This is a genomic window from Novosphingobium resinovorum (assembly GCF_027922145.1).
Taxonomy (GTDB): domain Bacteria; phylum Pseudomonadota; class Alphaproteobacteria; order Sphingomonadales; family Sphingomonadaceae; genus Novosphingobium; species Novosphingobium resinovorum.
In genome coordinates, this window is the sequence record NZ_BSFC01000021.1 from 495,836 (window position 1) to 518,354 (window position 22,519).

Below are 22,519 nucleotides of genomic sequence, written 5' to 3' on the forward strand. Positions count from 1 at the left end.
GAGCGATGTGCAGCCCCGCCAGCTTTCCTGCAGAAAACATAATTCCGCCCAGACCGAAGACGATACTATGCCTTGAGTATCAGTCCCTTACGGTCGAGCGTCCAGCCAACGCTCCAGCAAACCATAGTGTATGTCAAAGCGCATAGCAGCGAGCCGATCGCGCCTGGTGCGATGCGCTGGAAGATGGCGATGCCGATCCAGTCATACAGTCCGCCATAGCCGGCGACGCGCACGAGATTAAGCGTAACCACGAAGAGTTCGGAGAACAGGTAGATCGCCAGCGGATTGCGCCCGAGGATCGTGAAGAAGCGCCTGCCCCCGTGCAGCCCCTTGACCTCGAACAGCCAACTGGCGAGCGCCAACAGGATCATGGCCAGTCCCACGGTGAGGAGCACGAACGGGCCGGTCCACAGCTTCTTGGCTATCGGGAACCACGGACTCCAGGCTAGAGCAGCCACGGTAAGCACCAGCCCCCCCAGCGCAAGCGCCCGCAACGTCCTTTCGAGCGAACCCGCGTGCAGGATGGCGAGGCCGGCAAGATAGCCGGCAATCACGTTGACCGTGGCGGGAAGCGTGCCGAGGAAGCCCTCCGGGTCGAAGCCGCCGTCCTTCTTGTAGAGGTGTTCCCTGGGCAGAAGGTACAGGTCCAGCAGGGTCCCGGCGTTGCCGGTCTTGGAATAAGCCTCGCCGGGCAGGCTGAACGCGAGCAGAATCGCCCAGTAGCCCAGCAGCAGGGCGACGCAGGCAAGCACCAGCTTCTTCCAGTCCAGCCATCGCACCACCAGTCCGGTAAGAACGTAGCACAGAGCCAGACGCTGCAGCACGCCGGGGACCCGGGTAAGCGCGAAGGGCGCAAGGCTCCAGCCGTCGGCGTCATGCCGGACGAAGGGATACCAGTACATCAGGAAGCCGAGCGCAAAGATGATCATCCCGCGCCTTGCGAGGTTCGCGAGGTACGGTCCGGTGGCGATCGGCTTGCGCATGGCGAAGCTCATCGCGTTGCCCATCGCGAAGAGGAAGCTCGGGAACACGAGGTCGGCCAGCGTGAAGCCGATCCACCTGGCGTGGACCAGCTGGGCGAACGCGGGCGCGCCCGGACCCGCCGTATTGACGAGGATCATCAGGAAGATGGTGACGCCCCGGAACACATCGAGCGAGGCGAAGCGCTGCGGCTTGGCGGCGGTCACGGCCGGGTCTCGTTCAGGATGTCACGGACAAGCCTGAGCGGGTCCTTCGGGCTTTTACGCTTCCACAGGCGTCCGTCGGCGACCCATTGCTGCTCCCATGCGCGAATTGCGCCGAGGGTGGCGGGCTCGTCGAGCGGCTTTCCAGCGGCTGCCGCAGCGCGCTGGGCGGTGAGGAAGCTCTCCCAGCGCGGCAGGTAGTAGCCGGAATAGAGGCCCTGCCATGCGCGCGAGGCGTAGTCGGACAAGTGGCCTTCGCCGCCCCAGACGGTGACTATGGTCTTGGCCTCCTCCTCGAAGCGGGCCTTCTCGGCCGGCGTATCGCCATAAGCGCGCGCATCGGCGATCCATGAGCCGAGCGTTTCCTGCTGGTTGCCCGCGAGGAGGTCGATCTGCCGTGCCAGCGTGCCCATTCGGACGCGTGTCCGGTCGCCTTCGGCCAGCTTGCCGTCCCGATACGCCGCCAGCGTCGCCTTGAGCAGATGGTCGAGTTCGAGGCTGGCGTAATGCCGGGTCAGATCGACAATGTCGTATGTGAGCAGCTTTGACGGCTTGCCGGGCGCGGCGGCCAGCAGTGCGGTGATCCCCTCGCGCAGCTTGGCGGGATCGCCGGGCGCTTCGGGATAGTCCGCGCCTTCCGCCATGGGGCGCTTGAAGAACAGGTAGGCGCCAGCGTGCTGCTGCCACCAGCGCGGCTCCCAGTACCGGGTGCGATAGGCGCCCGCAGCCGCCTGTTCCCAGGCCTTCGCCAGCGCCGGGGAAACCTCGCCATAGCGGGCCTTCAGGTGCTCGCCCAGCCAGTCGGCAAGCGGGCGGTCGGGCTCGCCCCAGGCGAGGTCGTAGGCGTAGTCGTAGACCACCGAATTGCTGTGCAGGCCTTCGGGGAACAGGCCGAAGCCGGTCAGGCGGCCCTTGCGCGGATCGGCGTGAAGCGCGGCCATGTCGCGGCGGTAGAATTCGAGGTCGCCGTAGACGGGGTTGCTGCCGCCGTAATTGTGGACGTAGCCATAAGTCCACGCCTTGCCGTCGAAGGCGTCGGTCTTCTGCCAGATGCCGGGGTAGCGGTCGTTGCCGATGTCGAGGATCAGCATGCGGTCGTCGGGCACGCGGCTGAGGAAGGCGGCGATCGCCTCGGGCGTCCAGAACGCCTTGTCGGCGCCGAACAGCCAGCCCTGCATCACCCATGTGGCCTTGGGCGCGGCGGCGGTGATCGAGCCGTAAAGCCGCTCGCCATACGCAGCAAGGCGCGCATCGCGCACTGCGGGCGGCAATGCCGCCGCGCGGGTGGCGGCGGTGTTGGCGATGGAGTCCCCGTACTCGGCGGCAGCGGCGTCGCTGCCGTCCTCGGCGATCGGGGGGATCATCTCGTTGAAGGCATCGGCGAGGTAGTATTCACCCTCGCCATACGTGCGGTTGTAAAGCGTCACGAACCGCGCGGCCAACTGCGTGAACAGCGGGTCCGACGGGTCGAGCCAATAGGTCGGCGGGAAGCCCTCCCACGCCCGCATCTTGTAGATGCGGGCCCTGGGGTGGGCCTTGGCGAATGCCTCGGGCACGTATCCGGCGAAAGCGGGCAGCACCGGCTTCATGCCGAGCGCACGCATGCGCGCGAGGATGCGCAGCTGGAGCTGGTGCTTCTTCTCGATCCAGCCCGACGACAGCGGCGCGCGGTAGCCCGCAAGGTTGCCCATGCGCTGCCACGGCAGGAACGGCGCGGCGGAGAGGCCCTCGGCGATCGCGGTCTCGCTCAGGCCGCTTTCGCGCCAGAGTTCGCGCCAGACGTATTCCTGGCCTTCCATCGCCAGCGGCGTGTCGACGCCGTGCGCGGCCATCCAGTCGATCTCCTGCTCCCACCGATCCCAGCCCCACCAGGGCGTGGTGTAGCCGTACGTGCAGGTGTTCAGGTAGGCGCGCAGCGCGAAGGGTGAGGCGACTTCGCCGGTATCCATCTCCGGCAGGGCGTCCAGCGCGCCGAGGCGGCGGCCTTCCCAGCTGACGTGCAGGCGTCCCAGCTTTTCCAGCGTGGTGGCGACACCGCGCACCAGCGCGACGGGGGAGGTGCCTTCGGCCTCGATATGTCCGCCGCGGATGCGCACGCGGTAGTGCGCCGCCCCGGCATCCGGCTTCAGGCTGAGGGAGAGCCTGTCGGCCGGAATGCCGAAGCGGGCCAGCGCGGCGGCGGCGGAATCGACGCCGGGCTGTTCACCGGCCGGAGGAGAGTTGACCGATGAAGCCGGGGAAGGATTGTCTTTCGCAGCGACCGCGAAAGGCTGCGCGGCGGTGGCCAGCAGCAGGGCGGTGCCCGCCCATCGCAGGCTCCCCTTCTTGAACGGACGCGGGATGCGGATCGCGGTCATCGGGGGTAGTCCTTGCAACAGTCTTGAACAGGTTGGTACGTGCCCGGCACAGGCCCGGGCACGCACCTTGTCGTCATGGCGATGTCAGAGTTTAAGCGTCGCCGAAAGGTAGAAGCTGCGGCCGTAGAAGCTGCTCTCCTGCCAGATCGAGGAGTCGGTATAGTACGCTTCCTCGCGGCTGTTGTTGAGGTTGATGACACCGGCGGAGAAGCTCAGCCATTCGTTGGGCGAATAGCCGCCGCTGATGTCGACCTGCGTGCGCGCCTTCACGACGTGGCCGGCATAGGCGAAGAAGCTGTCGGCGCTGTTTTGCTCGTAGCCGCTGCGGTGGTTGATCGCCGCGCGGATGTTGAAGTGCTCGTTCTCCCAGTAGGGCACGAGGTTCCAGGTCACCTTCGACAGGTTGCGGATGGTGTAGCCGGTGCCGATCGCGACCTTTTGCGGGTAGACGCGCGTGAAGTTCGCCATGATGCCGAAGCCGTCCACCGGCAGGAAGCGGTCGAACGACTGCGTCCAGCTGACCTCGAAGCCCTTCACGCGGATCGTGCTGGGATCGTTGAGCGTCTGGGTGATGTCGTAGATGTTGCCCGAGGTATCGACGCACTCACCGCCCGCGTTGCTCGACAGCGCCGTGCCGTCGAACGAGGTCGGGCAGACCAGCGACGAATACGTACCGTTCTTGATCCACTTGTAGAAGCCGTTGATCGAGAGCGCGTTGCCGTGGTCATAGTACCACTCGACGCCCAGATCGAGCTGCTTGGCGGTCAGCGGCTTGAGGCCGGCCTGGCCGAGATCGACGGTGACCGTATTGGTGCCGACCGGATCGGTGTTCGCCGAAGTCGAGGTCGTCTGCGCCATCGAGGTGCGCGAGTCCATGAACGGACGCACCAGGACCTTGGCGGCGGCGAAGCGGACCTGCAGGTCGTTGGCCGGCTCGGCCACAAGGCTCAGGCTGGGCAGGAAGTTGCCGTACTTCTGGGTGAGCGTGTACTCGCCGATCTTCTGCTGGACTTCCTCGTAGCCGTCGGTGCGTGGCTCGGTGACGTTGCCGAGCACCTTCTGTTTGGTGTGCTCGTAACGCAGGCCGACGTTGCCGCGCAGCGGCATGCCCGCGATGGTCGTGTCGATGTCCGCCATCGCGTAGACCGAGGGCATGTAGCGATCGACGTTGTAGCTCGCTTCCGGCGCGAAGATGTCGGGGACGACGATCCCGGCGGCGGCGAGCGCCTTTTCGTAGGCGTTGAGATCCGGCCCGATCCACGAGGTCGGGATGCCCGAGGCGCCGTTGAGGAAGCCGGAGACCGGGTAGTAGGTCGTCGTCATGTCCGGGAAGACGCTGCTGGTCGCGCTCGGGGCATTGGCCAGAGCGACCATGTCGTGACGCGAGACGTAGCGGCTGAAGGTTTCGTGGCGGTACTTCACGCCGGTGCTGAGCTTCGAGATCGGTCCGAAGGTGACTTCGCGGCTGAGGTCGAACTGCGCGGACTTCTCCGACGAGTTCATGCGGCGGGTGGCGCCGTTGGGATACTCGTTACGCGTCAGCGTGCTGCGCTGATACAGGCTCGGATCGGTAAGGTCGGTGCCGACGGTGAAGTTCACGTCGTTCGGATCGGAGAAGTCGATCGAGGCGCTGGGGATGTTGACGCCGACGATCGCCGCCTTTTCATCCTGATAGGTCGTGCCCTTGGTGTAGTTCAGCGTAGTGCTGGCGACCCAGCCGGTGCCGTCGTTCCACTTGGCGCCAAGGGTGTAGCCCTGGCTGGTGAGGTTCCGGTCCTCGTGCTGGCGGTTGTTTTCCATGGTGAAGTTCGTGGCGGTCACGTTGGTGGCGACGCCGTTGTTCACTTCGTTCACGGTGATGCGCGAGGTGTCGAACAGGAAGACCTGCTGGTTGAGGTCGTAATCGGTCTTGTCGCGGGCGTAGATCGCCGTCGCGTTCATCTCGAAGCGGTCGGACGGCTTCCACTGCAGGCCGCCGCTGGCCATCAGCCGCTCGGTGTCGCGGTCGATGCGGCGGTAGCGCGGACGGCGCGGGAGCTGCACGGTCTCGCCATCGACGGTGGTGGTGGCCCAGCGGTCCATCCACATGTAGTCGGCGCGGTCGCGCAGCTTCTGGTAGCCGAGGTTGGCGTAGACGCCGATGGTGCCGTCGGCGAACTGGTCGACGTAGCTGCCGCTGATCTTGGGCGTGATCTTGCCGCCCGCGTATTCCGAGTTCTGGCCCTTCACCGACAGGATGATCTGGCGGTCCTTGTAGTCCAGCGGCTTGGGCGTGGAGATGTTGACGGTGCCCGAAAGACCGCCGGTGTCCATCGCAGCCGTGGGCGACTTGATGACCTCGATCGCATTGGCGAGTTCGGTCTGGATGATATCGTAGCGGAAACCGTCGGTGAAGTCGGCGCTCTTGAAGGTCTGGCCGTTGATCGTGGTCATCGCATACTGCGGGCCAAGGCCGCGGATGCTGATCGTCGCGCCGCGTCCGTTGATGTTGGACATCTGGACGCCGGAGATGCGCTGAATTGCCTCGGTAATGTTCTCGGCGGGGAACTTGCCGATGTCCTCGGCGGAGATGCCGTCGGTCACGCGCACGTCGTTGCGCTTGGCGTCGAGGGCGTTGGCAAGGCTGCTGCGGAAGCCGGTGACGACGATGTCGGCGGCATCGCCCTCTGCGGGCGCGGCGGCTTCCTGAGCCATGGCCGGGCCGCTCGGCACCAGCAGTGCCGGTGCACAGCAGGAAAGGAGCAGGGCGGCCTTGGCGAGGCGCCGTGCAATCGGATCGATAACGCGTTCTGAACTTGTCATGACTACCCCCTGAGACGTGTTTCTGGGAACGGAAAAGCCCGGTGGACCCTCCGCACCTCCTGCGAACGTTTTTTGATTTGTTATCCAATGATGTCACAAAGACCTGGAAGCAAGTCAAGTCCATTTGAAGACGAAAGTGAATATTTTGGTATTGCTTCCGCCTGCAATCATTGGCAGCCTTTGGATCGGGCGCTTGCCTGCACCGTGTCATCGCGATCAACCTTCGCAAGTTCCTGAATTACCCTGAATTCAGCTACTTTCCCCGGGTTATGCGCGGTGGAGTGCTGTGGAGATACTAGCCGGTCGCCGAAGGCAAGCGATCCATCTTATCACCTATTTAAATACCTTTAAAATACCATTGTGTTATGAATTTTACGCCATATGATGCCAATGTCCTGGTGACATTCTCTCGCAATATTCCCCGATTCGCATCAGCGCTCGCCAACGAGGAAACATCGAACGTGACAGCAGACGCCACCCTTGGTTCCCAGACGGAATCACCCGAAGTTCAGGGCGGCGAATCCTGCGTCACGCTCATGCACGCCGAGGCGGCCGAAGCGGGGGCTGCGGTGTCGCGCTTCCTTTCGCATAATCGTGTGGCGCTCGGGCTGCTGGGCGAGAGCCTGCGCGCCGCCCCGCCTGCACTGCTGGTAACGTGCGCACGCGGTTCCTCCGACCACGCCGCGACTTATGCGAAGTACCTCGTGGAGACTCTGCTCGGCGTGCCGACCGTATCGGCTGCGTTCTCCACCGTATCTCTCTATGATGCACAGGTCATGCCGTCGGCGGGACGGACACTCTGTCTCGCAATCTCGCAGTCGGGCCGCAGTCCGGACATGCTGGCGACCGTCGAGCGTCAGCAGGCGGCGGGCGCGCTCGTGGTGGCGCTGGTCAACGACAAGGATTCGCCGCTGGCGGCGATGGCGGACGTCGTCCTGCCGTTGTGCGCTGGCCCCGAGCGTTCGGTTGCGGCAACCAAGTCCTATATCACTTCGCTCGTGGGCATTGCCGCGATCGTCGCAGCCTGGCGCGGCGATACGGCGTTCGAGGCGGATCTCGCAGCGCTTCCCTCCGCGCTGGACGAGGCTTTCGCGCTGGACTGGTCCGCTTTGGGAGAAGGCCTGCGCGATGCCGCGAATCTCTTCGTGATCGGGCGCGGCTACGGCCTCGCCGTCGCGCAGGAGGCGGCGCTCAAGTTCAAGGAAACGTCCGGCCTCCACGCCGAGGCGTTCAGCTCGGCCGAAGTGCGTCACGGACCGATGGCCGTCGTGCGCGAGGGCTTCCCGGTGATCGCTTTCGCCGGCCCCGACAGCGCCGGAGATGACGTTCGCACGCTCTGCGGCGAATTCGCGGCGCGCGGCGCCCGCGTCTGGCTGGCATCTGCACGGGATGAAGGGCAGCAAGGCGTTCATCACCTTCCGGCCCTGCCGCTGCGCGCGGAGCTTGCGCCGCTCGCGACGATCGCGTCTTTCTATCGCATGGCCAATGCCTTGTCCCTCGCGCGCGGGAACGATCCCGACTGCCCGCCCTATCTTGCCAAGGTGACGCGCACGCGATGACCGTCCTTCATGTCTTCAATGGCTACATTCCCACGGCCGACGCGGTACTTTCCGAAGCACGCATCACCATGGAGGGCGAGCGCATCGTCTCAATTGCCGCCTTCGGTCAGGAGCGGGCGGACGATAGGATCGACCTTGCCAGGGGCTGGATGCTCCCCGGCTTCATCGACGTGCAAGTCAACGGCGGTGGCGGCGTTCTGTTCAACGACACACCGACGCTGGAAGGCATCGCCGCGATCGGCGCAGCGCATGCGCGCTACGGCACGACCGCGTTTCTGCCTACGCTGATCAGTGCCGACCCTTCCGTAATCGCCCGGGGCCTCGACGCGGTGGATGAGGCGATCGCAGCGGGTGTCCCCGGTGTGGTCGGCATTCATGTCGAAGGGCCCTTCATCAATCCGCGTCGCAAGGGAATCCACGCCGAAGAGCGGCTGATCCCGCTCGACGACAAAACGATGGCGCTGCTCACCCGACCTCGCCGGGGCCGGGTAATGGTGACGCTCGCCCCAGAACTGGCCGATCCCGCCGATCTGACCAAGCTTGTCGCGGCAGGGGTAATCCTCAGCGCAGGCCACTCAGACGCAACTTCGGAACAGGCGGCCGACGGTTTCGCGCACGGCATCACCGGCGTTACGCATCTGTTCAATGCGATGGCGCCGTTGCACCATCGCGCGCCGGGTTTGGTCGGCGCGGCCTTCGACAACGATGAGGTCTGGTGCGGTCTTATCGCCGATGGCGTCCATGTCGTCCCCTCCATCCTGCGTCTAACGCTGAAGGCGAAGTCGCCAGAGCGGATCATGCTTGTCACCGATGCGATGCCCGGCGTCGGCAACAATGGTGCGCCGTTCCACCTCGACGGCCACGAGATCTTCGTGCGCGACGGTATCTGCACCGACGCCGCCGGAACGCTTGCCGGTTCGGGGCTAGACATGGCGAGCGCTGTTCGCAACGTCGTTGCGATGACGGGGATCGCCGTGCCGGTAGCGGCCCGTATGGCCGCCGCGACGCCCGCCGCTTTCCTCGGCCTCGCCGGAGACTACGGCGCGTTGCAGCCGGGGTATCGTGCCGATTTTGCGCTGCTCGACAGTGAGTTGAAGCCGGTGCAGACCTGGATAGGCGGCCGTCGCTTCGCCTGAATTCCCTTTTTTCGATCGTCCAATTGCCGGGAACCGAGATGCCGTCCATTTCCCTCAGCGCACCGCTCTCCGGCTGGCTCTGCCCGCTGGACGAAGTTCCCGATCCGGTCTTCGCCGGAGGCATGCTGGGAGAAGGCGTGGCCATCGACCCGCTCGGCGAAGTGCTGCACGCACCGGCTGCGGGAGAAGTCATCGGCTTTCACGAAGCGGGGCATGCCGTCACGTTGCGTCTGCGTGAAGGCGTGGAATTACTGCTCCATTTCGGCCTGGACACGGTGCGCCTGGGCGGAGCCGGGTTCACACCGCTGGTATGCATCGGCGCGCATGTCGATGAAGGACAGCCGCTCTTGCGCGTCGCCCTCGACGAAGTCGTCGGCAAGACGCGCAGTCTCGTTACGCCTTTGCTCGTTACCGAACCGGCCGGATATGCGATCGAGTGGATTGCGCCTTTCGGCACGATCGAAGTAGGCGAGCCGCTGGCCCGTCTCGTTCGCGACGAGGCCACATCGTCGGATCAGCCCCTCGATACGGGCCGAGCGCCGGAAGCCAGGCTGCAGCGTAAGGTTCGAATTCCCCTTGCCCATGGGCTACACGCCCGTCCGTGCGCAAGACTGGCCGAAATAGTGCGTACTGCTGCTGCGGTGAAGGTTCACGTTGCTGTCGGAGGCCGCGAAGCGTCTCTGGCCAGCCCGACCGCGATGCTGCGCCTCGCTGTGCGTCATGGAGACACAGTCGCTTTGTTGGCGAGTGGTCCCGACGCAGAGCCGGTGCTCGACCAGCTTGTACAGATGATCGAGAGCGGCATGGGAGAAGGCGCACCTTTTCCTGCCGAATCTGCCGTCAGAGCACCGATCACCTCGGTATCAGGCGCCGAATTTTCCGTCCCGGCTGCAGGAGCAGCCCTGCCGGGCGTAGCGGCGTCGCCGGGGATAGCGGTCGGCCCCGTCTGGCGCCCGGTTCAAACCGAACCCGTGATCGATGAAATCAGTGCGGGTCCCGAGATCGAGACGACGCGACTGCGTGACGCGCTGATCGCGGTCCGAACCGCGCTCTGCAGTCCGGCGGGCGCGCATGCCGAAGAAGAAGCGATCCTCGGCGCCCATCTCGCACTGCTCGACGATCCGGAACTGACGGGAGCGGCGGAGGCGCTAATCGCTGATGGCGTGAGCGCGGGAGCGGCCTGGCGGCGCGTCCTCCATGCCGAGGCAGCGGGGCTGCGTGCGACCGGCGATGCCCGTTTCGCCGAGCGCGCTGCGGATTTCATCGACCTCGACCTGCGCGTGCAATGGTGCCTCGCAGGCGACGAGCCTCCGGTGATGGTGCCGCCTGCGGGTGCGATCCTGATCGCGGACGACCTGCTACCCTCGCAAGTGGCGGCGCTCTCTCCGGGAGGCGTCGCCGGGATCGCGACCGCTCGTGGCGGGCCGACGTCGCATGTCGCAATCATTGCCGCAAGTCGGGGTCTACCCGCACTGGTGGCACTGGGCAGCGCGGTGCTGGAGATCGCGGACGGCACCATGGTCGTGCTCGATACGGTGATGGGGACGCTCGAAGTCGATCCGCCAGCCGAACGGCTGAGCGCAGCGCGAGCCGCCGCCTCTATGCGCGAAACGCGCCGTGCTGCGGCGCTCGCGGCGGCGGGGCGTGACGGTGCGACTGCAGATGGCAAACGGATCGAGGTCTTCGCGAATCTCGGCAAGCTCGACGATGTCGCGCCCGCTCTGGCGCAAGGCGCAGAAGGCTGCGGGTTGCTGAGGACCGAGTTCCTGTTCCTCGACCGCGCCGAAGCACCGGATGAGGACGAGCAGATGGCGTGCTACGCCGCAATCGCACAGGCGCTGGAAGGGCGGCCGCTCATCGTGCGACTGCTGGACATCGGTGGCGACAAGCCCGCGCCTTATCTCCCGATCGCGGCAGAGGAAAACCCGGCGCTTGGCCTGCGAGGCATTCGCGTAGGGCTCGCGCGGCCAGAAGTGCTGTCAACGCAGCTGCGCGCCATCCTGCGCGCGACGCCTTCGGGCGACATACGGATCATGGCGCCGATGATCGCCCGGGTCGAGGAACTGCGCGCGGTGCGAGAGGTGTTGCTCGCCGAGGCCCGGGCGCTGGGCATCGCCGTTCCGCAACTGGGCGTAATGGTGGAGACACCGGCGGCCGCCGTGATGGCCGACCGCCTGGCTGCCGAATGTGATTTCCTGTCGGTCGGCACTAATGACCTGACACAGTACACGCTAGCGATGGATCGCGGGAACCCTGCGGTAGCCGGAGGGCTCGACGGGCTGGATCCGGCAGTGCTGCGTCTGATCGCGCAGACCTGCACGGGCGCAGAGCGCTTCGGGAAATGGGTCGGTGTATGCGGGGGCCTTGCCTCCGATCCGCTGGCGGCAGGGCTGCTAGTCGGACTGGGCGTCGGCGAACTGTCTGCGGCGCCGGGCCAGGTAGCTGAGGTCAAGGCGTCGCTCGCGGCGGTGACGGACGCGCAATGCAAGGCGCTGGCGCGCAAGGCTCTCGACGCCGCCAGCGCAACGGAAGTCCGCGCGCTTGCGACGGAAATGCTCAGAGAGGTGGGACTGTGACGGGTTGGATGAGATCGCTGGGGCAGAGGCTGCAGGGCCTTGGCCGCGCCCTGATGCTGCCGATCGCGGTGCTGCCGGTGGCAGCGCTATTGTTGCGCCTCGGCCAGCCCGACCTTCTGGGACTCGAGTTCGTCAGCGCGGCGGGCAATGCCATGTTCGCGAACCTCGGTCTGCTGTTCGCTATCGGAGTAGCCACCGGCTTTGCACGAGACGGTAACGGCGCCGCACCGCTTGCGGGAGCAGTCTGCTTCCTGGTCGCTAGCGAAGGCGCGCGGGCGTTGCTCGCAATCCCTCCGGAAGTCACGGCGAGCGTCGCAAGCGATGCCGCCAACGTCAAGGCGGCACTGGCGAGCGCATGGAGCCAGTCACAGATCGCACGGCTCTCAGTGCCGATCGGAATCGTCTCGGGGATGATTGGGGGCAGCGCCTACAACCGCTTCCACAACTTCCGCGCGCCCGAATACCTGGCGTTCTTCGGCGGGCGACGCTTCGTGCCGATCGTCAGCGGGACGGTGGGCATTGTCATCGCCGGGATCATCGGAGCAGCGTTCCCGGCCGTCAACGGCGGGATCGACGGCATGAGCCGCCTTGCTCTGGCAAGCGGCGAATGGGGCCTGTTCGTCTACGGGCTACTCAATCGGCTGCTGCTGGTCACCGGCCTGCACCACATCATCAACAATGTCGCATGGTTCGTCCTCGGCGACTACCATGGCGTGACCGGAGACCTGCGCCGCTTCTTCGCGGGCGATCCGGGCGCGGGTGCGTTCATGACAGGCTTCTTCCCGGTAATGATGTTCGGCCTGCCGGCTGCATGCCTCGCCATGTATCGCTCGGCCCTGCCGGAGCGACGCAAAGCGACCGGCGGCATGCTGCTGAGCCTCGCAGCAACCTCGTTCCTGACTGGGGTTACCGAGCCTATCGAATTCAGCTTCATGTTCCTCGCACCGGTGCTCTTCGTGGTTCATGCGGTGTTGACAGGTGTATCCATGGCGCTGATGTCGGCGCTGGACGTCCATCTCGGCTTCGGGTTCTCCGCGGGACTGTTCGACTACATCCTCAACCTGGGCAAGGCACAGAAGCCCTTGCTGTTGCTGCCGGTGGGGCTGGCCTACTTCGCTGTCTATTACGCCGTGTTCCGCTGGGCGATTCTGCGCTTCGACCTCAAGACGCCGGGCCGCGAGGATCTTGCAGATTCTTCGGACAGGCGCGAGCGACCAGCCGCCGAGCGGGGTCTTGCCTTCCTCGTTGCCCTTGGCGGAGCCGGAAATCTGCGCGAGATCGGGGCGTGCACGACGCGCCTTCGTCTGGTGGTGGCCGAACAGGGGCTTATCGACGAGGCCGAACTGCGCGCGTTGGGCGCCAAGGGAGTCATCAGGCCTTCGGCCCATGGCGTGCAGGTCGTGCTTGGCCCGATCGCGGATGCCGTGGCAGATGAAATCCGCGATGCCTCGCGCAGCGGACCAAGCGTTGCGGCGACCGCCCTGCCCCCGCCGAAAGCGCAGGCTGGCCCCTGCCCGCTCGATCCACTGCGACTGCCCGCAGGGGTGCGAAATGCGCTAGGCGAGAATGCGGCCGTCTGGATGTCGCACGGTCGCCTGCTGGTCGAAGCCATGGCAAGGCCCGACCTTGATGCACTCGCAGCTCACGGCTTACGCCGTGGCGCGCTGGTGGGATCGCGATGGCACCTCCTTTTCGAACCTGAAGCGATGAAGGCCTGGCACAGCGAAAGTTGATATGCCGATGCTAACGGGTAGCTTTTTAATACCAATGCGATACTAATCACTATCGCGTTGTCCCGATCCCATCCCGGCGTATCGCAGGCGCATAGAGGAGACCTATGGCAGCCGTGGACAAGATTGGCCCTCTTCGCGATGGCGACACCGGGCCGCGTTACATGCGGCTCCAACGTCTCATCCGCGAAGCCATCGAGAAGCACCGGATCGCGACGGGATCCGCCCTGCCGACCGAACGCGAACTCGTCGAGGAATATGGCGTGTCGCGCGTCACCGTGCGCAAAGCGATCGATGGCCTCGTCGATGAGGGCATGCTCGAAAGGAGACAGGGTGCGGGCACCTTCGTCGCGGCGCTTCGCCAGCCCGAGCAGGGCACGCGGGTGGAAAAGAGCTTTTCCATCATGACCTCCTTTTCCGAGGATATGGTGACGCGCGGACGCAAACCTAGCAACATATGGATTGACCGCCTTGAGGGCGTAGTTACGCCGGACGAGGCGATGCTGCTTGGCCTATCGCCGGGTTCGCGGATACTCCGCTTCAATCGCATCCGCTGCGCTGATGGCGAGACGATGGCGATCGAACATGCCGTTGTCCCGGGCTGGGCACTACCATCACCCGATGTCGTCGACGACTCGCTATACGCTGCGCTTGACGCAGAGGGAAACCGTCCGGTACGCGCGCTGCAGCGCTTGCGATCGGTGGGATTTAGCCCGGAACATGCCGAGATGCTTGGCATTTCCGCGGGCGATCCCTGCCTGGCCATCGAGCGCCGCGCATTTCTGCCCGACGGCCGTCTGGTCGAGGTCACGAACTGTTACTATCGCGGTGACGCCTATGATCTGGTCGTCGAGCAGGGAAGCCCCTGATTCCCCCGCCACGATCGCATCGTGATCCCCAATACGGTCGCCAACCGCGACGGCAGCACATTCAAGGCACCCGAGACGATCGATCTGGACCGCAAGATGAACAACCACGTGACTTTCGGCCTCAGCCCACACCGCTGACTCGGATCGCACTTCACCAAGTGCGAAATCATGATCTAGCTGCAGCAATGGCTGCGTCGAATTTCCGACTTCGAACTGGACGAAAAAGAGTAGCCCTCCACATCGGCGGGCCGATCATCGAGGTCGAGCCCCTGAAACCCAAGTCGCGGTCTCTCCAGAGAAAAAATGCGTTGTTCGCTGGCCACCAACTCGGCGCCGAAAACTGGGCTGCGATCGCCTCGTTGGTCGAAACCTGCAAGATGCTGGACCTCGAGCCCTACGCCTACCTCTCCGATGTGCTCGCCCGGATCATCAGCCGCTCCGACACCGATCCAATCGACGACCTGCTCCCATACAACTGGGTCAATACAAACGCCGGGCAAACCATGCTCGAAATGAGCAACATCGCCACCGCTGCTTGATCACCGAAATTACATCGCCAAACCTGCCGTGGCGGCTCCACCGCCACGTGGGGGATTTTTACCGCTTACCAGCGGGCGTGGACCTTGCACGTAAAGCCGCCTCGTGATCGACCAAAAGCCTGCGCACGAGCCCCCCTTTTTTTCCGCCCACCACCGAAACATGACCGCGAACGGTGGTGCTATCGATCATATGTTGCCAGTCGTCCGTCAGCCCCAGTTCGACCAGCGTCGCCAAGATCGCATCCCAGACGCCCTGTTCGGCCCAGCGACGGAACCGCACATAGATCGAGTTCCACAAGCCGTACCGCTCATGCATGTCACGCCATGGGCAGGCGACCCGCAACACATACAGCATACCGTTGAGAAAGCGCCGGCTATCATGCGCTGAACGGAATTTGCGGTCGCGCTCCGAGGGCAGCAGCCCCGCAATGACGTCCCATTCTTCGTCCGTCAGATCGCCACGAGCCATTACCACTCCCGCAAAGAGCAGCCTTGGATCAGAACTCAGCCCATTTGGAAATCCACTTTGTCGATTCGGAAAGGAACTTTGCGCTCATCTGACTGACCAGCTGACTTCGGTAGGATCATGAGGCGAGGCTGCAGCTATTCTCGCGGGTATGCTCGTTGAGATACTGCATGACGATGTCGTCGGCGAGGTTGCCGGAGGCCGTCGAAAAGTAGCCTGCCATAAGCGCTGTCCCAATACCTTTTGCGGATGTGCTCGAACTCCGGCCGGATTTGCGGATGGGTTTACCGCACGGCCACAGCAAGACCTCCACGTTGGTCGCTGGCCTGCGCATGACCGGCATGGTCGCGCCCATGGTGCTCGATGGGCCGATCAACGGCGACTGGTTCGAAGCCTACGTCGCTTAGGTACTCGTCCCCGAACTGCGGCCTGGCGACGTCGTCATCATGGACAACCTGTCGAGCCACAAGCGCGCATCGGTACAAGTGCTCATCGAGGCCGCAGCCACCAACCTGCGCTTTCTCCCGCCCTACAGCCCCGACTTCAACACGATCGAGAAAGCATTTTCCCGCCTCAAGGCCATGCTCCGTAAAGCGGGCCAGCGTACCGTCAATGGCCTGTCGAGCTTGATCGGCAAACTCGTCGATATTTTCCAGCCCCAGGAATGCTCCAACTACTTCAGATCATGTGGCTACGAAACAGAATAATCGAAAACTACTCTAGTGTTGCCCAAATAACACAGATATTGGAGATTGAATGTCGCATATTGCCAATAATTCGCAATAGCGGTAACGACCCCAGTTATTGAGATTTCGTTGCAAAAGGGTGGGTATGTCTTCCGTTCGTTCAATCGCGCTTTGTAGTGCCGCAGCTTTTGCGGTGATGACGGCAGGCGCTGCCCATGCAGAGGAACCGGCCGCAGAGACCCCAACCGCAGCGGCGGACGGCGACGAAATCATCGTTACTGGAGCTATCTCAGGTACCAAGACCGAGACACCTCTGATCCAAGTCCCGCAGCCGGTTACCGTCATCACCTCGGAGCAATACCTCTCGCAGGGCGCGATCAGCATCAGCGACACAGTGAAGTACGCCGCAGGCGTGCTCGCCAATGCCTATGGCCGCGACACTCGCGTTGATGGCTTCCGCGTGCGCGGCATCAACGCGCTGCAGTTCCGCGACGGCATGCGCGACGTATTCTCCTATTACGCCAGCATCACCTCGGACCCCTATAACTTCGAGCGTGTCGAGATCGTGCGCGGTCCCGCTTCGGTGCTGTTCGGCCAGGGTTCGATCGGCGGTATCGTCAACCTTGTCTCCAAGACGCCGGAATTCCGCACAGGCGGCGAATTCAATGTCGTCTACGGCAGCTACGACCGTAAGGAAGCCATGGGCGACATCAATGTCGCGCTGGCCGACAATCTTGCGATCCGAGCCGTGGCGCGCGTGCGCGACGCCGACACTTACGTCGATCACGTACCCGACGACCGCGTTATGTTCGCGCCTTCGATCCGCTGGCAGCCCACGCCCGACACCAACGTCGTGGTGACCGGGCTCTATCAGGAGGACGACACCGGCTCGACCTCGCAGTTCCTGCCGATCGTCGGCACGTTCCTGCCCAACGCTGCCAACCCGAGCGGCAAGCTCGATCCCTACACCTTCGTCGGCAAGGCAGGCTGGGACCGCTACGCTGGTCGCTCCCTGCAGGGCGGGGCCGCGATCACTCACAATTTCTCGGACAGCGTCCGCGTCAGTCTCAAGGCCCGCTACATCGACAGCGACCTTGAATACAACACCCACTACGCCGACAGCTATTCCAACCCGACCGATCCGTTCCTGCCCTATGCCCAGTACGGCACGTATGGCCGCACCATCGGCCTTTATGCCGATGCCAGCGACGCGCGGATGAACGTCTTCTCGACGGACAACAACGTCCAGTTCAAGTTCAACACCAGTGCCAATATCGAGCACACCATGCTGGTCGGCATCGACTATAGCTGGAACAAGGTGGGCAAGCGCTATGCGGCGACGCCCGGCATCACCTACGACGCAAACGGCACCCCCAATTTCGACGCCATCGAAAAGATCGACATCTACGACATCGATTACGATGCGCTTCAGACTTACGATCCCACCGGCCCGTACGCCTATGAATCGCAGAAGCAGCTTGGCATTTACGTGCAGGACCAGATCCGCGCATTCGACCGCGTCTCGGTCGTCGTCGGCGCCCGCCGCGACCGCGTGACCGGCTCCTCGGGCCAGAAGGACAATGCCACCACCTTCCGCGCGGGCATCATCGGCGAACTGGGTGCAGGCTTCTCGCCTTTCTTCAGCTACACCGAGAGCTTCCTGCCGCAGGCCGGCACCATCATGCTGCCCGGCGGCATCCCCAGCGATCCGTACAAGCCGCTGACCGGCACCCAGTACGAAGCGGGCGTCAAGTGGCAGCCCGAGCCGCACACGCTCGTCACCGTCACCGCCTTCAAGATCAAGGAGCAGAACCGCGTGCTCTATCTGGCGGAAAACGCGACCACCCAATCGGGCGTGCTGAACACCAAGGGCATTGAAGTCGACGCAAGTCACACACTGCCTGGGGACTTCCAGTTGCTGCTCAACTACGGCTACAACAAGCTGAAGTCCGAAACCGACACCAGTCTGGACTATATGCCCCGCCATGTCGCATCGGCGTGGACGACCAAGACCTTCGGCATCCCGGGTGACGCGCAGCTGCGCCTTGGCGCAGGCGTGACCTATAACGGCAAGAGCCGCTCGACCAGCCCGACCTGGTCCATAGTCACGCCCTCGCGCACGAACGTCGATGCCCTGGCCGAAGTCACCTGGGAGAACTGGCGCTTCTCGGTTAACGCGACGAATCTGCTCAACGAAATTCAGTACGCCTCCTGCCTGGCGCGCGGCGACTGCTTCGTGGCGGCTCCGCGCAACGTGATGGGTTCGATCGGATATCGCTTCTGATCCTGCTACGCTTAGCCATCGTGCGCCGCCACTGCGCACGATGGCGAGGCTGCATGCTTCGACCTCGCATGGCAGGCGCAGGAAGGCAGAGCTCAGTTGACTCGTCAGCGATGATCGAGAACCGATCGAAAAACTGCTAGGCTTGATAAATCCACCGATGTCCGGGCGCCGATCTTCGGATCGGCTGGGTCGAGTGCCAGATGGTCGCGGCCAATCATGGGATCCGCCAAAGCCCTCAAAGCTGCCCGCAAACCGTTTGCTTCCGAAAAAGCGAGCGTCACCGCACGGGCTTACTCATAGAAGATCATGCGCGATCTTGGGAGCGCCGTCGAGCGACGGCACCGCGCGCCAATCGACGAAGGCCAACCGCTGGGCGCCATAGAAATCGTCGTGAAAGGCGAATACGACGGTAGCGATGATGTGGAACGGCCGGCTCATCTGCTGGTATAGCACGTCGATGAAGCTGGCGGCTTCGGCGTCTCCACCTGCAGCGAACCGTCGGGCGCCAACTGATGCGGCCCGGATGCGCGGCGTCGATGACGAGGTTCACTTCGTAGCCGCGCGCGCCATCCGGGTAAGCAACCGTCACCTTCGACGAGTTTGGGGGTGCATTTCAGCGGAGGACCCGGAGCCAGTGTCGAGGGCGACAAGCGCCAAGCTCGAACGCACGCTGTTAGCCGCCAACGACAATTCGCTGGTCGTCGGCGTGCCGGACCTGCGCATCGCGGGCGTGACAATCTCCGAGGACTTCTGACACAACCGAAGAGACCTTGACGATGGCCCGTGCGTGACACCGCAAGGGCTATTTTTTCTGACGGGATCAAGCGTATGATCATCGGCCTTCCGGGCGATGGCTAGGCAGCCCGCATTCTCGGCCCACCAAGGAAAAGGTCGGGCAGCCGGCATCTGTCATGTGCCCCCGCGCCCATCGAGGAACATTGCTTCTTCCCAATGTTCCGCCAACTCTCTGTCAAATCGAATGCATGTGCCGCAAAGCGGCCGGGTTCCACCGCCTCGCGCCGCCGAATTCTGACGATAGCCAGGATCCGGGCTCTGCCAGGGAGAAACCTTTACGATGCGCTCGCTGATCGCGGCCCTGTCCCTGCTCGTCCTCACCATGTCGGTTTGTCCGGCACATGCGGGCGATTATCCTGACGTTCCCGAACCCATGGTTTTCGACATGGTCCGCCCACTGGGCGCGCGGGCCGGAGAGCTCGAGGTCAATACCCTTGCCCAGACACGCCTTTCCGGCCCGGACCAGGTCGTCGAATGGGCGCCCGAGATCGAACTGGCGGTTGCAGACGGCTTCGCAGTTGAACTGGAGCTGCCCTTCGAGGGCACGCGCGTCACCGACTACAAGATCGGGCTACAGGGAACCTTCGGTACGCTTGCCAACGGCAGGGGCGTGCACGGCCTCCAGTATCTCGGCCTCTATAATCGCGAGAACACGCGTTGGGAAAGCAGCGCGCTCTATCTCTTGGGCTTCCGCTTTGACGAGCACTGGAGCATGATGGCGATAGTCGGTCTTGGTGACGTCAGCTCCGGTCGCGACGGTGGCGGACGCCTGCTGCTCAATCAATCTACGTTCTACGACCTCTCGAAAGCGAGCCGCGTGGGCCTCGAGATCAATTTCAAATCAGGACGTGCCCAGGAGGCTCTCATCATGCCACAGTTGCACCACAAGCTGGGCGGCGATCTCTCCCTGCAGGCGGGTCTCGGCGCCGCGCACGATGCAGAGCTGGGGTGGCGCCCGCAAGCCGGCTTGCGGATCATACGCGAGCTGTGACGGCCTGCCATGCCGGCCCCATCCTGCTCCCCTCGCATCCATCCGCAGGAATGCGGACGCACTTGCCGCCAAGCTCGAACGATCAGACATTTGCATCAACGCAATGAGGGGCGTCGCACAGTGGAGCTGGCGGGAAGCGCTCCGATCGTTACGGTTTGCGGAGCCGGATCACGCTTCGCAGGTGATCGCAGCGCTGCGCGTCAGTGTCCGGTAGCGGCGGGTATCTCAATGTCGACCTGAAGGCCGGGCCTTGCGTCGGCAAGGCTAAGGTGCCCGCCGTGCACTTCGGCCACCGCCCGGGCAAGGTTGAGGCCAAGTCCGTAACCCGGGCTTGCCCGCGACCGGTCACCTCGCGTGAAGCGCTGCGTCAGTACGTCGCGCTGTCCGGCCGGAATACCGGGGCCATCGTCCGTCACGGTCAGCACCGCCCGCCCATGTCCACGGCCCAGCGTCACTCGGATGGACGATCCGGGCGCGGTGTAACGTATGGCGTTCTCAAGCAGGTTGACGAGCGCTTGCGAGACGAGTTCATCGTCACCCAGTACCTGTATTCCCCCGGCGAGATCGCAAGCCAGCGACTTCTTGCTGTCTTCGGCCACGGCCATGTAGCTTTCGCATACGTTGGCAACGACCGCACCCAGGTCGAACACCCGGAAGTATTGCCTGAGCGCACCCGCTTCCACTTCGGCGATCCGCAGTAGCGCGCTGAATAGAGAAAGAGCGGCATCGATCTCCACGATTGAGCGTTCAACCTCATCGCTCAAGGCACCTTCGCGCGGCACCAGCCCGGTCATGCGCTCCAACCGCTGCCGGATTTTGGCGAGCGGTGTGCGCAGGTCATGCGCTATGCCGCTCGAAACCTCTCGCAAGTTCTCGATCAGCGCGCTGTTGCGATCCAGCATCGTATTGAGCGTTGCGGAAAGCTGGCCAAGCTCGTCATCTGGTTGCGAAACAGGCATGCGCAGGCTCATGTCGCCCGAGATGATGCCCTGCGCGGTCGTGTTCATTGCCTTGAGCTGCGCGCGGATCGCCCGTGTCAGCCAAACCCCGCCGGCGATTCCGCCCACCAGCGTCGTGCCAAGCCCCGCCAGAAGGAGCAGCCCCGTGGTGCGGCGCAAGGCGCGTTCCGGGGCCAGTTCCATCGCCACCGTCAGGTTGCTGCCATCCCTCAGATCGACCGTCAGCGAACGGGCTACGTTGCGCTTTCCGTCCTGATCGCGAAACTCGATCTGCGCCCAGCCGTTCGGTGGTTGATCGGTCGTCAGCTCTCCGCCAAGCCGCTGTCCCGAGCGATCCGTCAGCAGGTATCCCAATGCGTTGACGCCGCGGTCATCACGGCGCTGCAGCGTGTCGCGAAGGCTTCCCATGCCCCGATGATGGTGAACCTGCACGAGGTAATCACTCTCGGCCAGGATGCGATCGTCCAGTTGTTCGCGCAACGCGCTTTCGCCGATCACGTAGATGCCCGCGCCAAGCCCCAGCGTCGCAATCGTGTAGAAGACGACGAACCAACCCGCGATGCGCGTGATCGTCCCCAGGCGTCCAGATCGCAGGTCAGGCATCACTGCACAGCTTGTATCCGACACCGCGCACCGTATGGATCGGATCATGGCTGAAACCGGCATTCAGCTTTTGTCGCAGCCGGCTCATGTGAGTTTCCACGATGTTGGTTTGCGGATCGAAATGGAAATGCCAGACCTGTTCCAGCAGCATCGCCCGCGAAACCACCCGGTCCTGCTGGCGAACCAGTTGCTCCAGCAGTTCGAATTCGCGGGGCTGGAGGACGATCCGCTGCCCGTCACGCCATACCTCGCGACGGATGCGGTCGATCTTGATCGTCCCGCAAGCAGCGGTGTCGCTCAGCCCGCCGCGCCCCCTGCGGCCGAGTGCATCGATCCGCGCACACAGTTCAGCCATAGCGAACGGTTTGACGAGGTAATCGTCCGCGCCGCTGCCAAGGCCCTTCACCCGATCCTCTATCGCTCCCAGGGACGTGAGGATCAGGATCGGAAGCGATAACCCCAGAGCCCGCATTTGCGAAACGAGATCGATGCCTTCGATGTCCGGCAGCATCCGATCCACGATCAGGACGTCGAAATTCTCGCTCTGCGCGCGGCGCAGGCCCTGGCGGCCTGCCGGCTCGGTCAGGACGACATGGCCGTTCGCCGCAAGTCCTTCGGCGATGAAGCCGGCTACCTCGGCATCGTCCTCTATCAGCAATATCCGCATCGGCCGGTCTCTAGCGCGAAGTTCCCCCCGACCCAACTCACCTTACCTCGCTGCGGAGGCTCGATAAGCGCCGAGAAGAAACATTGGGGAAAATCAACGTTGGAAATACGGCTTTGCGCATCCCTCCGCATCTCGACAGCCGCCAGCATTAATCTGGACGCCATGCTTCAGGCAGGGAAGCGGCACATCGCGAAACCAGTTTTCCCAATCGCATGAAGCAATTACAAGCCGAAGGTCAGGTCGATTGCAATCCAGAAAGTATCGACTGGAATGTTCAGAAGTATACGTAATTATTAATAGAACCATTGTGAATGTT

At 63.7% G+C, this 22,519-nt stretch carries 13 protein-coding genes and 3 pseudogenes; 9 read left to right on the forward strand and 7 right to left on the reverse strand.

Going from position 1 to position 22,519, the window contains the following annotated elements; genetic code table 11:
• Window positions 1-65: 65 nt before the first annotated feature.
• The 3 genes from PKE80_RS14620 to PKE80_RS14630 form a co-directional block, all read right to left on the reverse strand.
• Entirely contained in the window at window positions 66-1,187 is a 1,122-nt protein-coding gene (locus tag PKE80_RS14620) for an acyltransferase family protein (RefSeq protein WP_271183124.1), read from the reverse strand.
• Window positions 1,184-3,541 carry an alpha-N-acetylglucosaminidase gene (locus PKE80_RS14625; RefSeq protein WP_271183125.1) on the reverse strand — a complete coding sequence of 786 codons (2,358 nt, stop codon included), beginning with the start codon at window positions 3,539-3,541 and terminating at the stop codon, window positions 1,184-1,186. The genes PKE80_RS14620 and PKE80_RS14625 overlap by 4 nt, the downstream gene beginning before the upstream one ends.
• Window positions 3,542-3,625: 84 nt before the next feature.
• Window positions 3,626-6,343 carry a TonB-dependent receptor gene (locus PKE80_RS14630; RefSeq protein WP_271183126.1) on the reverse strand — a complete coding sequence of 906 codons (2,718 nt, stop codon included), beginning with the start codon at window positions 6,341-6,343 and terminating at the stop codon, window positions 3,626-3,628.
• 536 nt (window positions 6,344-6,879) lie between these two features.
• On the opposite strand from PKE80_RS14630, the gene PKE80_RS14635 reads away from it, so the two are divergent.
• The 6 genes and pseudogenes from PKE80_RS14635 to PKE80_RS25395 all read left to right on the forward strand — a co-directional run.
• Complete coding sequence (locus tag PKE80_RS14635) at window positions 6,880-7,902, forward strand: SIS domain-containing protein (RefSeq protein ID WP_271183157.1); 1,023 nt, start codon at window positions 6,880-6,882, stop codon at window positions 7,900-7,902.
• Window positions 7,899-9,038 (forward strand): N-acetylglucosamine-6-phosphate deacetylase, encoded by a 1,140-nt coding sequence (nagA, locus tag PKE80_RS14640; RefSeq protein ID WP_271183127.1) that lies wholly within the window; start codon window positions 7,899-7,901, stop codon window positions 9,036-9,038. The genes PKE80_RS14635 and nagA overlap by 4 nt, the downstream gene beginning before the upstream one ends.
• 38 nt (window positions 9,039-9,076) lie before the next feature.
• Window positions 9,077-11,614, forward strand: coding sequence for a phosphoenolpyruvate--protein phosphotransferase (gene ptsP / locus PKE80_RS14645; RefSeq protein ID WP_271183128.1), 2,538 nt, complete (start codon window positions 9,077-9,079; stop codon window positions 11,612-11,614).
• Window positions 11,615-11,622: 8 nt separating this feature from the next.
• Window positions 11,623-13,347, forward strand: coding sequence for an N-acetylglucosamine-specific PTS transporter subunit IIBC (gene nagE / locus PKE80_RS14650; RefSeq protein WP_271183129.1), 1,725 nt, complete (start codon window positions 11,623-11,625; stop codon window positions 13,345-13,347).
• Between the two features lie 104 nt (window positions 13,348-13,451).
• Window positions 13,452-14,213, forward strand: a complete 762-nt coding sequence (locus PKE80_RS14655) for a GntR family transcriptional regulator (RefSeq protein ID WP_271183130.1) — start codon at window positions 13,452-13,454, stop codon at window positions 14,211-14,213.
• A gap of 287 nt (window positions 14,214-14,500) precedes the next feature.
• Window positions 14,501-14,752, forward strand: a pseudogene (locus tag PKE80_RS25395) (transposase domain-containing protein); the annotation flags it as partial.
• A gap of 71 nt (window positions 14,753-14,823) precedes the next feature.
• Here the strand turns inward: PKE80_RS25395 and PKE80_RS14665 are convergent.
• Window positions 14,824-15,221: pseudogene (locus tag PKE80_RS14665) on the reverse strand (IS5 family transposase); the annotation flags it as partial.
• A 269-nt stretch (window positions 15,222-15,490) separates the two neighbouring features.
• Between PKE80_RS14665 and PKE80_RS14670 the strand changes: the two are divergent.
• Both PKE80_RS14670 and PKE80_RS14675 read left to right on the forward strand, forming a co-directional pair.
• Window positions 15,491-15,925 (forward strand): annotated as a pseudogene (locus PKE80_RS14670) (transposase); the annotation flags it as partial.
• A 124-nt stretch (window positions 15,926-16,049) separates the two neighbouring features.
• Window positions 16,050-18,188: a TonB-dependent siderophore receptor gene (locus PKE80_RS14675; protein ID WP_271183133.1), complete on the forward strand. Its 2,139-nt coding sequence runs from the start codon at window positions 16,050-16,052 to the stop codon at window positions 18,186-18,188.
• 294 nt (window positions 18,189-18,482) lie between these two features.
• Here the strand turns inward: PKE80_RS14675 and PKE80_RS14680 are convergent, their stop codons facing one another.
• Window positions 18,483-18,626, reverse strand: coding sequence for a hypothetical protein (locus PKE80_RS14680; RefSeq protein ID WP_271183134.1), 144 nt, complete (start codon window positions 18,624-18,626; stop codon window positions 18,483-18,485).
• A 637-nt stretch (window positions 18,627-19,263) separates the two neighbouring features.
• On the opposite strand from PKE80_RS14680, the gene PKE80_RS14685 reads away from it, so the two are divergent.
• Window positions 19,264-19,974: a hypothetical protein gene (locus PKE80_RS14685; protein WP_271183135.1), complete on the forward strand. Its 711-nt coding sequence runs from the start codon at window positions 19,264-19,266 to the stop codon at window positions 19,972-19,974.
• Between the two features lie 200 nt (window positions 19,975-20,174).
• On the opposite strand, the gene PKE80_RS14690 is transcribed toward PKE80_RS14685, so the two are convergent.
• Together PKE80_RS14690 and PKE80_RS14695 are read right to left on the reverse strand one after the other, a co-directional pair.
• On the reverse strand, window positions 20,175-21,536 hold the full coding sequence (locus PKE80_RS14690; protein ID WP_271183136.1) for a sensor histidine kinase: 1,362 nt from the start codon (window positions 21,534-21,536) through the stop codon (window positions 20,175-20,177).
• Window positions 21,529-22,203, reverse strand: a complete 675-nt coding sequence (locus PKE80_RS14695; protein WP_271183137.1) for a response regulator transcription factor — start codon at window positions 22,201-22,203, stop codon at window positions 21,529-21,531. The genes PKE80_RS14690 and PKE80_RS14695 overlap by 8 nt, the downstream gene beginning before the upstream one ends.
• Window positions 22,204-22,519: the final 316 nt, after the last annotated feature.